We start from the raw sequence: 13,596 nt of genomic DNA on the forward strand, positions 1-13,596 counted from the left end.
AGCCCTTTTAACGTTTTTCACGTCGCCATGGCCGAGCGCTGTCCGCGCCGGCGAAACGAACGCCTCGGCACTGCGGATCGACGAGCGCATCGGCGGCGGCAATCTGGTCACGCATCTGGCCGGCAGGAGCAAGCAGATCTATCAGGCGCTGCACGGCGTTGGTGCCAGGATGGGGCGAATGGACTCCTATGGCTGGCGGACGCTGGCGCGGCTGCCGACACCGCACGATTTCGATGCCGCCATGCTGGAAGCGCACAAGAACGGTATCATGCCGCTGATCCTGCTGGAGTATGAAGGCAGCTATCAGAGCCTCGATCCACCGCAGCCGATCGGGTCCTATCAGGACTGGTTCGCGGCTGGGCAGGCGATGGCAAGACGTTTCCGTCCCGGTGGCGCTTGGGGCCGCGAAAACGGTATTCCCGATTGGGGTGCTACGGTCTTCACCGCAATCAACGAGCCCGATGTGCAGGCCACGATCCCGCGCCAGGACTATCACGACGCGCTGGCCGGACTTGCCGACGGTGTTCACAGCGTCGACCCCAAGCTGCGGGTGGTTCCCGGAGGCTTCGCCACCTGCAACTCGCATGGCGATGCGACGTTGCGCGGCTACGGTCCGGCGATCGCCGATCTGCTTGAGGACGGCCGTCTCGACGGCATCGACCTGCATACCTACTACAATGACAAATGGTATCCGATGACCCACGGCCGCGAGTTCTCGGTGCAGACCTGCTTCGACCGCATCAAGCGGGCGATGGGGCTGAGCCGCGACATCAACTTCTACGCCACCGAGTTCAACGTCGCGCGCGCCGGCGCGTGGGACAGCGAGCCGGACGCGGCGAGATTGTTTCTCAATGCGATCTGGGACCAGCTCGCGGTGGTCGGCAAGGACGGCCGCTCGCCGGTATCCGTGCTGGCGTTTCCGTGGAATCTTGGCGACACGCCCGATGTCGACGGCCTGGCCTATGCGATGGCGACGGGCAAGGATCCCTGGACCCCGGAGGCGCGCAGCCTCGTGGTGAAGACGGTGCTGCAGCTCGCCGGCCACATGAAGATCGTGTCCATCGACCGGCGGCTGGCGCTGTACACGCTGCGCGGAGCCGACGCCGATCTGATCGTGTGGCAGAACATTGCCGGCTGGACCGACCAGCCGGGGCGCGCGGTCGAGCTCGACCTGCCGACATGGACGCGCAGCCTTGAGGTCTGGGGCTGGGATGGCTTGCGGCGCCGGATCGAGGCGAAGCCCGGCCGCTTCTTCGTCGACGGTCTCAATGCCGATGAAACCTACATGTTTCGCATCCCGCGGCCGTGAGCGGCAGCGCCGTTCGCGACGATCATGTCGACGCTGATCGAAGCGTGACGGGTATGGCTCGCGCATTCCATTAACTGAAAAGTAAGGCCAGCAAGACGTGGTTCACTGCCGCCAAAGCCTTTTACGATAATTGCCGCCATGACGATCCCGCCACGCGACGGTGTGCTGGACCTCTCTCGGGTGATGCTGGAATGCAGCCAATCAAAAAAGCTGAGATTGCAAACGACAGGCCGGCGCCCGCGCGGGCCGTGACCGGCGTTCGCATCCGGGAGATCGGCGCGGCGGATCTGCCGGCGGTCGCCGCACTGCTGACGCGCGGCTTCGCCTTTCGCAGTGAGGCCTATTGGTTGCGCGGACTCGAACGCCACGCGGCGCGCCCGCGGCCGGCCGGCTATCCGGCGTTCGGCTATTGTCTCGACCATGGCGGGGTCCCCGTCGGCGTTATCCTGCTGCTGTTCTCCGCGCTCCGCATCGGCGGTGAGCCGATCGTCAGGGCCAATGTCTCGAGCTGGTATGTCGAGCCGGCGTTCCGTGCCTTCAGCTCGATGCTGGTGCGCGCGGCGACGCGCGACAAGACGGTGACCTATTTCAACATCACGCCGGCCCCGCACACCTGGCCGCAGGTCGAGGCTCAGGGCTTTTCGGTCTACTGCAAGGGACAGGTCTATGCCGCGCTGGCGCTGTCACGACCGCGCCCGGATGTCCGTGTCGATGAATTCTCCGCGGACAATCTGCACGGGCTGTCTCCCGACGAGGCCGAGCTGTTGCGGCAGCATGCGGAGTGGGGATGTCTCAGTCTCGTCGCGCGTGCGGCCGATGCGGCGTATCCGTTCGTGTTTCAGAAGCACCGGGTGATGAATGCGCTGCCGGTGTATCGCCTGCTGTATTGCCGGGATGTCGCCGACCTCGTGCGGCTGGCAGGCAACATCGGCTGGCTGCTGCTGCGGCGCGGCGGCCTGCTGGTGCGGCTCGATGCCAATGCGCCCATCGCAGGGCTGGCCGGCTGGTACTCGGACAAGCGCGGACGCAAATACGCCAAAGGGCCGCATCCGCCGCGTCTCGGCGATCTCGCCTTTACCGAGGCCGCGCTGTTCGACGGCTGAGAGGTGGCAATCGATTGGTTTGCGCGGTCCCGCTGCGGAGGCCGGGATACTGGCTCGCGTGGACCATGGGACCGATGTGACGGCACGCACAGTCTGGGCTTCCGGCATGCGCCATCCTCCTGGCAACGGAGGAGGTCATCCATGTCTTACGTTTTCGAACTCGCGCTGGCGGCGATGCTGCTGTTCTTCCTGTTCCTGCCGATCACCGATCGCAGGACGGTCATGATGAAGCTCTGCATGATCATGACAGTCGCCATCCTGTTCACGGTTACGCTTGCCATGCCGCATGGCGGCGCACCCTCCGCCCAGGCCCTGCTGCTGACGGCGAACTGATGCGGCGCGGGTGAGCTTGGGCCTTGGCGCTCCCTCATGAAGTTTGGACGAGGCGATCCGGACGGCATGGCTCGCCGACCGAGCGGCCGGTGGTTGGCAGTCCGGCCCTCATCGTGTAGCACCGGCTGAACGTCACGCTACGCTCAGGGGATCCGGATGCCTGCTCTTGCCCATGCGCTGCTTGCCGCCCTGAAGGACCACGGCGCCCGCGAGATCTTCGGCATTCCCGGCGACTTCGTGCTGCCGCTGTTTAAGGTCATCGAGGAGAGCAACATCTTGCCGAGCGTCACGCTGAGCCATGAGCCGGCGGTCGGCTTCGCGGCGGATGCGGCGGCGCGCTATCATGGCGGCCTCGGCGTCGCCGTCGTCACCTATGGCGCCGGCGCCTTCAACGTCGTGAACGCGGTCGCCGGCGCCTATGCCGAACGCTCGCCGGTCGTGGTGATCGCGGGCGCGCCCGGTGCGCGTGAGCGCGTCTCCGGCTTCCTGCTGCATCATCAGGCCCGCACCGTCGACACGCAGCTCGCGGTGTTCAAGGAGATCACCTGCGATCAGGCGGTGCTGAGCGATCCGGCCACGGCGCCGGCGCAGATCGCGCGCGTGCTGCGCAGCGCCAAGGAGATGTCGCTGCCGGTGTATCTCGAATTTCCGCGCGACATGGTCGATGCCGAGGTCGAGCCGGTGGCGCCGCTGCCGCCACGGCGGGCCAGCCGCGAGGCGCTCGACGAGTGCGTCGAGGAGATCCTCGCCCGCATCGCGCAGGCAGAGCGTCCCGTGATCGTCGTCGACGTCGAAATCCGCCGCTACGGCGTCGAGGACAGGATCGCCGCGCTGGCGCGCAAGCTCCGCCTGCCGCTCGTGACGACCTTCATGGGTCGCGGCCTGCTCGACAGGGCCGACGATGTCGTCGCCGGCACCTATCTCGGCGCCGCGGGCAATCCGGCGATCACGGAGCTGGTCGAGAATGCCGATCTTGTGCTTATGCTCGGCGTCATCCTCTCGGACACCAATTTCGCGCTGTCGAACCGGGCGCCGGACCCGCGCCGCATGATCCTGGCCGCCAGCCGCGAGGTCCAGATCGGCCATCACACCTATCGCGACATGCCGCTCGGCGATCTGATCGATGCGCTGGACGAGCGCGCGGCACCGCAGGCTGCGGCTCCCGGTCTGCCGCGGCAGCGCTCGGCGTATCCGCGTGGCCTGGCTGCCGATGGCGCGCCGATCGCGCCTTCGGACATCGCGACCGCGATCAACGACATGTTCGATCGCCATGGCCGGATGCCGATGACCTCCGATATCGGCGACTGCCTGTTCACGGCGATGGAGATCGACAACACGGCGCTGGCAGCGCCGGGCTACTACGCCGGGATGGGCTTCGGCGTGCCGGCCGGCATCGGCGTGGCCGCGACCGGGCTTCGTCCGCTGATCCTGGTCGGCGACGGCGCGTTCCAGATGACCGGATGGGAGCTCGGCAATTGCCGCCGCTACGGCCTCGATCCGATCGTCGTGCTGTTCAACAATTGCAGCTGGGAGATGCTGCGCGTGTTCCAGCCGGAGTCGCGGTTCAACGATCTCGACGACTGGCACTATGCCGACATCGCCAATTCCATCGGCGGCACGGGCGAGCGCGTCGCCACCCGCGGCGAACTGGTCGCCGCGCTGGAGCGCGCGGTGCATCGTCGGGGACGGTTCTCGCTGATCGAAGTGATGCTGCCGCGCGGCAAGACCTCGGACACGCTGGCGCGCTTCGTGGCGGGCTTCAAGTCGGCGCGGGAGCGTATGGCGCAGGGCTGAGGATCGGTCCAGGGGCCGCTTCGAACGCGCGGCCGTCAACCGGTTGCCGACCGCAGCACCGTCTTGATCGCATCGCGGCCCTTCCAGGCGAAATAGGTGAGGCGGCCGCCGAACGTGCGATGGCTGCGCAGCCTGTTCGAGCCGAGCACGTGTCCGACCTCTTCGGGGAAGCGCTTGACCTCGGCCTGTACCATCTTGTCGGTATTGGCCATGATGGCGTTCAGGCGCGTCCCCCAGTCCGAGTCCTCGATGCGATCGATGCGGACCTGGATCGCATATTCGATGTCATAGATGCTGGTCAGGATTTCCTTGGCGGTCACGACGCGGTTGTTCTTCAGCGCGATCCGGAGCGCGAGCCGCTTGTCCTCCAGCTGGTCGAGCACCATCGGCACGGTCATCGCGTAGGGTGCCGCGATGACGTCGGCGATGTTCTTCGAACGCGCCGCCTTCGTCGCCAGCCGCATCACCTGCCACGGCTCCTTCAGACGCTTGGCGACGAGCGTCAACGCAAAGGGCACGGCTTCCGGCTGCTTCTTGCGCAGCGCATCGAGCAGCAGCACCATCTTCTTCACCTGCGGATCGTCGAACTCCGCGATCCGGTCCGGCAACGAATCGGCGAACTTTGCAAGTTCCTCACGGGCGCGCAGCGCCTTCATCAGCTTCACGACGTCGTCGAACACCGACGGCGATGCCGTATAGGCCTTCAGCTTGCTGCGGACCTGCTCGATGCCTTCGGCGCGCGCCAGCGTGCCTTCCAGTGACTTCGTCACCTTGGTCTGGAACGCGCTCGCCGTCTGGCGGATCTCGCGCTGCTTGTCCGCGGCGATGAGGTCCTTCATCTGTGCGTTGTAGTCGCGCGCCATGGTCGGCAGCAGATCGCGCGAGATCCATTCCCAGATCGGCGTGAGGGAGCCGCGGGCAATGCGGCCCTCATTGGCATGCTCCGGCGATCCGTCGATGAGAAGCTGCTCGACCGGCATGAAGAAGTAGCGCGACGGATTGATGGTGCGGTGGCCGCCGGCGCCGTTGTTGTTGCGGATCTCGGCGCGCAGCCGCGCCTGGAGGTCGGCGGATCCCGGCATGTCGACGCCGCTCAGCTCCAGCCGTTCGAGCTCGCTGAGCAGACAGCTTCGTGTCAGCGGTGACAACCGCTGCAGGAATTCCCAGATCCGGTCGACCGGTCCCATTGGCGTCAGGCTGTCAGCTACATGTCAAGGTCGCTCGTCTCTACGGACGGGCACGGAACGCATGGAAGCACGAAACAGTTGGTGCGAAATTAATGTCAGTAAACAATCGTAGGAATGCGCGGCGTCTTGGACAGGCGCCGCCGCGCACGCCGGGGACGGTCTTCCGAAGCCCGGCATCGCGCACCGGCTTAACTATTTCGGCTTGCAACTTTCGGGAGAAATTATCGACGGTTGCGCGAGTTGCCGGAGAAGCCCGTATTGCTACGGGTAGTAGAATTAACCATGTTAAAGTCGCTGTGGCGCCAGAATGAGGCATGGCACAGCTGAACAACAGCCTATCCGACGATCACGTCGCACCTGCTCCCGGCGGCCTGGAGGTTAACGACCCGGGCCTCCCGGCGCCCCGGTTGCGCGCCCCGGCCCCGCTTGCGGTGGGACAGCAGGACGACCGGGGCACGCTCGCCTTGGCTCGTCAACTGAACGGTTCGCTGACCGCGCTGATGCTCTACATGGAGGAGATCAAGCAGCGCAGTGACGAGATTGCCAGGACGCCCGGCGAGCGCCGGCATGTCCAGGTGGTCGTCGACAATGCGCTGCTACAGACCGAGCGGGTCTGCGCCCTGGTCAACCAGATGTCCGGCGCGCACGGGCAGTTCGGACCGTTGTCGCGGGCGGTGCCGGCTCACGAGCAGGGCGCGGCGTCCGCGCGACCGCCCGGCCGGGCCAGCAAGTCGCTGACCCCGCGCGAACACGAGGTCCTCAAGCTGATCAGCGAAGGCCATTCGAACAAGGAGGGCGCCTTGCGCATGGGCATCAGCCCCCGCACCTTCGAGAGCCATCGCGCCGAAGCCATGCGCAAGGTCGGCGCGCGCAACACCGCCGAACTCGTCCGCGCAGCACTCCTCAACCAGATCGGATGACGACGGACGAGCGCGAATGCCGCGCTCGCGCCTTCCACCCCGCGGTGCCCCCGCAACGCAGACAACGACAATTGGCGTCCGACCGGCTCGGTCGAACGCGCTGATTGCGGACGCGGACGTCCGTGCTGTCAGAAATAATCCTCGGCGAAGGGGCGAACCCGGGAGGTCGGTCGCAGCGGCGCTTGGGCTTTGGGCGGCGTCGGCACAATCGTAATGGTCCAGCGCGGCGGGACGCTCGCTTCCTTTTCCATGACTGAACGGACGTGGCCGGTGATCGTGGATCCGCCGGATTTCACGGTCGCGGTCCGGCCGTTGAACTGCGCAATTCGGAAACGCCTGACTTCCTTCTGGTCGGCGGTTTCAAAAGTAAACATGGGACACATCTCCTATGTGACCCCAAGTCTGGCAGCTCATGATTAGTTGATTGTGAAAATCGTGAGCCGTAGAAGTACGGCGTCAACCCATTGTAAGGGAATATGAAGATCAGGTTCGGCGAATCCGCGTCGTGAACGTCTCGTTTGCCATCTCGATCGTCCGAGCCCGTCCTCGTCGCCGCGGTGCGCCGTACGGGGACGTCGCGCCGATCGGCATGCGCCATGGAGGCCTGCGGCCTCCCCGCTTCAATATTGCAGCTCCTGGGCGCGGGCGGCGGCGTAGGCGGCCTCGATGTTGTCGAGCAGCTCGGCATACTCCCTGGCGGACAGGCGCGGCGCGCTCTTCTCGAGCGCGAGTGCGTAGGTTGCGAGCCGGCGGTACCCGAAGGTGCCGGCTGCGCTCTTCAGCGAGTGCGCCTCGCGGCCGATCTTGATGCGCTCGCCGTCGAGCGTCAGCTGGCGGAGCTGCTTCAGCCGCGCATCCGTTTCGCTGAAGAACACGTCGCGGATCTCCTGTGCTGCCTCGTCGCCGATCTCGCCGACCAGCTCGGCATAGGCTTCGCGGTCCAGCGCAGCTTCGGGAGCAATTTCGGTGTCGGCGGCAACGTCGGCGGCCGCGGCATCCGGCTGAGCCGGCACCAGCGGGGCGTCCGACGCCGCGGTTTCCGGCACCGGCACCGGAACGGGCAGGGGCAGCACGCGCAGGATCGCCTCCACGAGCGCTTTCTTGCGGGCCGGCTTGACGACGAAGTCGTTCATCCCGGCTTCCCGGCAGGCTCGGATATCCTCCATGAAGGCGTTCGCCGTGAAGGCGATGATCGGCACGTTGGAGCGGCGCTCGCCTCGCGCGCGAATGGTCCGGGTCGCCTGGAAGCCGTCCATCTCCGGCATGCGGACGTCCATCAGGATCAGGTCGTAGTTGAAGCGGCTGGCGGCGGTGACGGCCTCGGCGCCGTCGCAGGCCGTGTCGGTCTGGATGTCGAAATCCTTGAGCATCTTGGTCGCGACCAGGCGGTTGGTCGGATTGTCGTCGACCACGAGGACGCGCAGCGGCCGGCCGAACGCCGCGATCCGGTTCTGCAGCGAGGCGTAGATGCCGTCGTCGTTCTGCTCTGGCACCGCGACGGTCTCGGCAATCGGCAGCGTCAGGCGGAACGAGAACGTGGACCCGCTGCCCAGCGTCGAGGTGACCTTGATGTCACCCCCCATCTGCTCGATCAGTCGCTTGCAGATCGCGAGTCCGAGTCCGGAGCCGCCGAACCGGCGGCTGATCGAATTGTCGGCCTGGACGAAGTTCGCGAACAGCGAGCCGATCTTGTCGGCGGCAATGCCGATTCCGGTATCGGTCACCGTCCATTCCACGGTCGCCTTCTCGTCATCCTGCTCGATGCAGCGCGTCGTGACGACCACTTCGCCGGACGAGGTGAACTTGACCGCGTTGGAAACCAGGTTGAGCAGGATCTGGCGAATGCGGCCGGCGTCGCCGACCAGCGCCGGCGGCACGGATGGGTCGCCGACACTCCTCAGCTTCAGGTCCTTGGCGGAAGCCCGCGGCCCGATGATGCTGAGCGTGTTGTGGACCAGGGCCTCGGCGGAGAAGGCGATGTCCTCGAGCGAGAGCTGGCCGGATTCGAGCTTGGAGAAGTCGAGAATGTCGTTGAGGATCTCGAGCAGATTGTCGCCGGCATTGTGGATCGCCACCACCGAGCGGCGCTGCTCGGGATCGAGATTGGTTTCCAGCAGCGTCGTGGCGAGGCCGAGCACCGCGTTCATCGGCGTGCGGATCTCGTGGCTCATCATGGCGACGAAGGTGGACTTCGCCGCGTTCGCGGCCTCGGCGGCCTCGATCAGGTGCTCGTGGCGTTCCCACCAGCGGGAGATCAGGACCGCGGCCGCGAGCACGGCCATCGCGCTCACCAGCGACACGATGACCAGAAGCGTCGCCATGTCACGCCAGGCCTTCAGGACGTCGTGCTCGAATACCGACACCACGATCATCGCGGGATAGTTGGGCAGCATCTTTGCGGCCCGCAGGCGCATCTCGCCGGTTCGTGCGGAGGGCTCGCGCAGCACGCCGCCGGCCGACAGCGCGCGCTGACCGAAGCCGGAGGTCGGCTTGCCGATCTCGCTCGTGGGCGGAAAATGCGCGAGCAGCGTACCGTCCTCGCGGACCAGCGATACCGCGGCATCGAGACCCTGCGCGGTGGAGCCGAAGAAGTTCTCCAGATAGGGTACGGACATGGCGCCGAGCATCATGCCCATGAACTTGCCATTGGAATCGTCGAGCCGGCGGGCAAAATAGATGTTCCAGGTGCCGTCGCCGCGGTTCTGAACCGGTGTGCTGAGGAACGTCTGCAGCGCAGGGTCGGCCTTCAGCGCCTTGAAGTAGTCGCGGTCGGCGATGTTGACGTCCGGGATCGGCCAGTAGCGCGAGAAGTTCAGGAGCCTGCCTTGTGCGTCGATCAGCGTCACCGCATCGATCTGCGGCAGTCCCGCGATTTTCTCCTTGAGCAGGAGGTGGGTCTGATGGTCTGACGCGACATTGCGATACGTCGCAGCGTCGATAGCGCCGCCGCGCACGAGGTAGTCGCGCACGCTCGTGAGCACGAGGTCGACGGACTTCACCGAACGGTCGGCGTTCTCCGCCAGCGTGAGGCTATGGCGGCTGAGATCTTCCTCGGCATGCTGAAGCGCGTTCTCGCGCAGGTTGGTGAGGAAGAAGAGGTTGCTGCCGGCAATGACGCAGATGAGGATCAGCGCGATCGCTGCAGGCGCTCCCAGAAAGCGCTTCTTTTTGCTCATCGCCTGCTACCAGCCTGCCGCTCTGAAAGCCGCCGGCGATCGGTCTCCTGCGCGATCTGCTTGAGAGCTTACCGGAACCGCATCAGGTCGATCGGCGTCGAGAAGGGGGGAGCTATGTCGAGCTCGAGAACCCTCGGTGCCGGAGCGGTCGCCCAGGGAGGGGTAAGGCGTGACGCAGTCGAAGTCCCTCTTGTGCAGGACGAGCGAGGCGGCGTCGACCGAGCTCACGCCCGTCGTGGCGAGGCCGGCCTGGGCTGCAATCTTTCGCAAGATGGAAAGATGCACGGCGGCATCTTCGATCACGAGGAGTTCGTTGCGCATGAATTCCCTGTCCCGTTGCCACCCTGACATGGTCATCGGCAAGCAGGATTACGTCTATCGGCCGGCTCTGACCCCCTCGTAAATTTTGGTTTCCGTACGACTACGGGGAGGGGGCGGCGATGTATGCGTCCTGCCGACGTCAACCGCGCGGAGTTCGCCCGCCAAAGAGAAAGCGGCCGGACACCGGTCCGGCCGCCGCGCAGGGCATTCAAAGGGGGGGCGGCTATTCGGCCGGGCCGAACACGGCTTCCATCTTGGTCTTGAGCGTCGCAGCATTGAACGGCTTGACGATGTAGTTGCTCACGCCGGCCTTCTTGGCGGCGATGACGTTCTCGGTCTTCGACTCGGCCGTGATCATGATGAACGGGGTCTTCGACAGTTCCGGGCTGGCACGCACCTCGCGCAGCAGGTCGTAGCCGGTCATCGGCTCCATGTTCCAGTCGGAGATCACGAGGCCATACTTCTTGGCCTGCATCTTGGAGAGCGCGGCCGATCCGTCGCTGGCGTCGTCGACGTTCTCGAATCCAAGCTGCTTCAGCAGGTTGCGGATGATCCGGATCATAGTGGCGTAGTCATCGACCACCAGGATCGGCATCGACAGATCAAAGGCCATGTCATTACTCCGCGCGTCTGGTCAAAAGCCGAACACGGGCGAGATATATCAGCACGAAGATTATTCGACGCTTCTTGGAACTCGCGCTCGTCAGCACGTCGACAATTATCAGCGCCCGTTGAACAGCGCGTTAATTCCGTCCGCATCGGTGATGGGGATCATGCGATGGGCCGTAGTTGTACGGAGGCAAGGGCGTTCGGCGAGGCGCCGGCGCGCGACGGCCGGAACGACGCCTGCCTACGGCAGGCTGCGCGGCCGGACCAGATTCTCGTAGTGAGCCTTCACGGCGCCGTAGCACTCACACGCCGTCCTCTTCAGCCCGTCCAGATCGATGATCTCGATATGGCCGCGGCTATAGTGGATGAAGTCGGCCTGCTGCAGCGTGCTCGCCACCAGCGAGACGCTGTTGCGACGGGCACCGATCATCTGCGCCAGGGACTCCTGGGTGATGTAGAGCTTGTTGCCGCCTGAAAGGTCATGCGTCTGCAGCAGGCAACGGGCGAGACGCGACTCGACGGTGTGGGCGGCGTTGCAACCGGCGGTCTGCTGACTCTGCACGTAGATGGCGAGTGCGTGGCGCAACATCAGCGCGCGAAACGAGGGGCTCTGTTCGGCGGCTGCCCGGACCCTGTCGATGTCGACGACCGATGCAGCACCGGGAACGAGGACCGCCGCGCTGTTCAGCACCACCGGATCGCTGCCTGCGAGCAGGGACATGCTTCCGAAGAGACTATCGCGACCGATCATGGCCACCTGAACGCGCTCTCCGCGCGCGAGGTTCACGACCAGCGAGATGACACCGCGATGGGGGAAGTAGATGCGTGTCAGCTTTTCGCCGACCTCGGCGAGAACGGAGTCTTGCACCAGATCCACGGTCCGCAGATAGGGTCGGATCAGCTCGAAATCATCGTCGGACAGCGACGACAGGAAGCCGTTCGGAGAACGCAAGCTGGGGTCCAAAGCCATCTCCTGCATTGCAGTAACGAAGCCTCGCAGATCTCAATGCCCTCATGGTTCCATAGAACTGCGTCCCATCCGCTGACAAGAAGAATCGCGGGTAATATTCCCAGTAAAGACCATTCGCTCCTGCTGTGTGCGTTGTCGTGCAGACGGGCGCGAATGCGCGTTGCGGATTCAAGCCATCAACGTGTGTGCGATGTGCTGGTCTGACCGCGCGCGGTTGTATACAGTCGGCACGCATCGGCCCCTGCCTCGGCTCGTGAAGGCAGCGCAGCACGCTTGCGGCGAATGTCTCGTTGCTCCGGGCGCCGCAGCTCCGCCGGGCACGGCACCACGTAGCAAGCGCCGCAATTGACAGCGGACATCTTGAAGCCAAAATCGCTAATAAGCGCGCTGATTCGTTGACGGATCTTTTTCTGTCGGATGCAACTCTCGTCGCGAGTGGAGGCATCGGCCGGTGTCCTGCGACTGGCGGTGACGAGGTTGTCGTCATGGCAGGAGCAGGAGTCCGACTGATGCTGCATCCAGCCGGGGCGCGATCGATGCTCAGCGATGAGACTGACCGCCGAGGCTGAGCGTCAAGACGAAGCTGAATATTGCAGCGGCGTCCGTTCGTTTGCGTCCCGATAGCCCCGTCATCCTCCCCCCAACAGGTATTGCAGGATTCATGGCCTCTTCCACCTACCAGCGGTCCAATCAGTCGCAGCCGAGCCCGAGCGCAGACATTCCGGCTGCAGCGACGCCGGACATCCATCCTGGGATGGCCATCGTCGGACAGGTTGCCGGTGGCCTGCTGCACGACTTCAACAACATTCTGACGGTGATCACGGGGACCATCGACATCCTCGCCGAAGCGGTCGAGGACAAGCCTGAACTGGCGGCCGTCGCGCGTCTGATCGACGAGGCCGCGACCCGTGGCGCCCGATTGACGTCGCAGCTTCTGTCGTTCGCGAGAGGCCGGCCGCCGCAGCCATGTGCGGTGGAGTTGAACGAGCTCCTGGTCGACGTCGCTCGTCTGCTTCGCCCGACATTGGGCACCGAGGTCGAGGTGACGGCAGTGGTGGACGCGGACGTGCCGGCCGTCTTCGCCGATCCGGGCCAGCTGATGGCGGCACTGCTATGTCTTGCGATCGGTGCGCGGCATCGACTGGAGCGTGGCGGTCGCGTCGATATCCAGGCCAGGCGCATGCGGGCCGCCGGCTCGGGCGCCGGCGGCAACTCCTGCGACGTGCAGATCGTGTTGACGGCGTCAGCGAGTGCGGCGGATGCGGCTCCAGCCGATGCCGTATTCTCGGAGATCCGGCTGGTCGAGGATTTCGTCAGGCGCTCGAACGGGCGTCTGGAGCTGAAGGAGCCGCACGGCCGGGTCGCCAGCGTCGAGATCGTCCTCCCGTGCGCCGGCCGCGCCCCCTCCTGACCGGCCACTCTTCCCCAAGCTCTTGGTTAGCGCTGCCTTAACGGTCGCACCGCGCATGGACGCTGGCCGCCGCAAGGCCCGCGTTTGCGCGCCATCTTACCGCGAATTCCAGCGATCTGCGCGCAATTGATCGAACTGATTAGCGGCCAATTAGCATTAACGGCGGCGGCCGACGCCCCGATATGCCGTTCCGAAGTCAATTTAACGAACGGGTAGGAATCCGCGGACCAGTCTGCGCCATCGCCGACAGAACGGTGCGGCGATGTCTACTCATGTTCATCCAGAAGGGAATGACAATGTCAGGTATCGTACTCTCTGCGTCGGTTCGCCAGAACCTGCTCTCGCTCCAGTCGACGGCTCAGCTCCTCGCGACCACGCAGAACAACCTCTCCACGGGCAAGAAGGTCAACTCGGCGCTCGACAATCCGACCAACTTCTTCACCGCCCAGGGTCTCGACAACCG

Annotated in this window: 11 protein-coding genes and 2 pseudogenes; 7 read left to right on the plus strand and 6 right to left on the minus strand. The window is 65.0% G+C overall.

Features of this window, described 5'->3' with window-relative positions; translation table 11 throughout:
• Positions 1 to 88 precede the first annotated feature (88 nt).
• The 4 genes from ACQR1H_RS32695 (at position 89) to ipdC (ending at position 4,539) form a co-directional block, all read left to right on the plus strand.
• Complete coding sequence (locus tag ACQR1H_RS32695; protein ID WP_315800920.1) at positions 89 to 1,309, plus strand: hypothetical protein; 1,221 nt, start codon at positions 89 to 91, stop codon at positions 1,307 to 1,309.
• Between the two features lie 191 nt (positions 1,310 to 1,500).
• The gene (locus tag ACQR1H_RS32700) at positions 1,501 to 2,412 is read left to right on the plus strand and encodes an acyl-CoA acyltransferase (protein WP_315800644.1); all 912 of its coding nucleotides are present in this window, start codon (positions 1,501 to 1,503) and stop codon (positions 2,410 to 2,412) included.
• Between the two features lie 141 nt (positions 2,413 to 2,553).
• Positions 2,554 to 2,745, plus strand: a complete 192-nt coding sequence (locus ACQR1H_RS32705) for a hypothetical protein (RefSeq protein ID WP_315800643.1) — start codon at positions 2,554 to 2,556, stop codon at positions 2,743 to 2,745.
• A 156-nt stretch (positions 2,746 to 2,901) separates the two neighbouring features.
• Complete coding sequence (ipdC, locus tag ACQR1H_RS32710) at positions 2,902 to 4,539, plus strand: indolepyruvate/phenylpyruvate decarboxylase (protein WP_315800642.1); 1,638 nt, start codon at positions 2,902 to 2,904, stop codon at positions 4,537 to 4,539.
• Positions 4,540 to 4,574: 35 nt separating this feature from the next.
• Here ipdC and ACQR1H_RS32715 read toward each other — a convergent pair whose 3' ends face one another.
• Positions 4,575 to 5,726 (minus strand): hypothetical protein, encoded by a 1,152-nt coding sequence (locus ACQR1H_RS32715; RefSeq protein ID WP_315800641.1) that lies wholly within the window; start codon positions 5,724 to 5,726, stop codon positions 4,575 to 4,577.
• Positions 5,727 to 6,040: 314 nt separating this feature from the next.
• On the opposite strand from ACQR1H_RS32715, the gene ACQR1H_RS32720 reads away from it, so the two are divergent.
• Positions 6,041 to 6,646 carry a helix-turn-helix transcriptional regulator gene (locus tag ACQR1H_RS32720; protein ID WP_315800640.1) on the plus strand — a complete coding sequence of 202 codons (606 nt, stop codon included), beginning with the start codon at positions 6,041 to 6,043 and terminating at the stop codon, positions 6,644 to 6,646.
• Between the two features lie 128 nt (positions 6,647 to 6,774).
• Here ACQR1H_RS32720 and ACQR1H_RS32725 read toward each other — a convergent pair whose 3' ends face one another.
• From ACQR1H_RS32725 to ACQR1H_RS32745, 5 genes and pseudogenes are all read right to left on the minus strand, one after another.
• Complete coding sequence (locus ACQR1H_RS32725; protein WP_006614403.1) at positions 6,775 to 7,020, minus strand: hypothetical protein; 246 nt, start codon at positions 7,018 to 7,020, stop codon at positions 6,775 to 6,777.
• A 246-nt stretch (positions 7,021 to 7,266) separates the two neighbouring features.
• A complete protein-coding gene (locus ACQR1H_RS32730; protein ID WP_315800639.1) occupies positions 7,267 to 9,822 on the minus strand; it encodes a hybrid sensor histidine kinase/response regulator in 2,556 nt (851 codons plus the stop codon).
• Positions 9,819 to 10,143: pseudogene (locus ACQR1H_RS32735) on the minus strand (response regulator). Before ACQR1H_RS32735 ends, ACQR1H_RS32730 begins: the two are co-directional and overlap by 4 nt.
• Positions 10,144 to 10,366: 223 nt before the next feature.
• Positions 10,367 to 10,756, minus strand: a complete 390-nt coding sequence (locus ACQR1H_RS32740) for a response regulator (RefSeq protein ID WP_008968243.1) — start codon at positions 10,754 to 10,756, stop codon at positions 10,367 to 10,369.
• Between the two features lie 237 nt (positions 10,757 to 10,993).
• Positions 10,994 to 11,716 (minus strand): Crp/Fnr family transcriptional regulator, encoded by a 723-nt coding sequence (locus ACQR1H_RS32745; RefSeq protein WP_434908783.1) that lies wholly within the window; start codon positions 11,714 to 11,716, stop codon positions 10,994 to 10,996.
• A 667-nt stretch (positions 11,717 to 12,383) separates the two neighbouring features.
• Between ACQR1H_RS32745 and ACQR1H_RS32750 the strand changes: the two genes are divergently transcribed.
• Both ACQR1H_RS32750 and ACQR1H_RS32755 read left to right on the plus strand, forming a co-directional pair.
• Positions 12,384 to 13,133 carry a histidine kinase dimerization/phospho-acceptor domain-containing protein gene (locus ACQR1H_RS32750; RefSeq protein ID WP_434908782.1) on the plus strand — a complete coding sequence of 250 codons (750 nt, stop codon included), beginning with the start codon at positions 12,384 to 12,386 and terminating at the stop codon, positions 13,131 to 13,133.
• 296 nt (positions 13,134 to 13,429) lie between these two features.
• Positions 13,430 to 13,596, plus strand: a pseudogene (locus ACQR1H_RS32755) (flagellin); the annotation flags it as partial.

This window comes from Bradyrhizobium sp. HKCCYLRH2015 (genome assembly GCF_051168215.1).
Classification (GTDB): Bacteria; Pseudomonadota; Alphaproteobacteria; order Rhizobiales; family Xanthobacteraceae; genus Bradyrhizobium.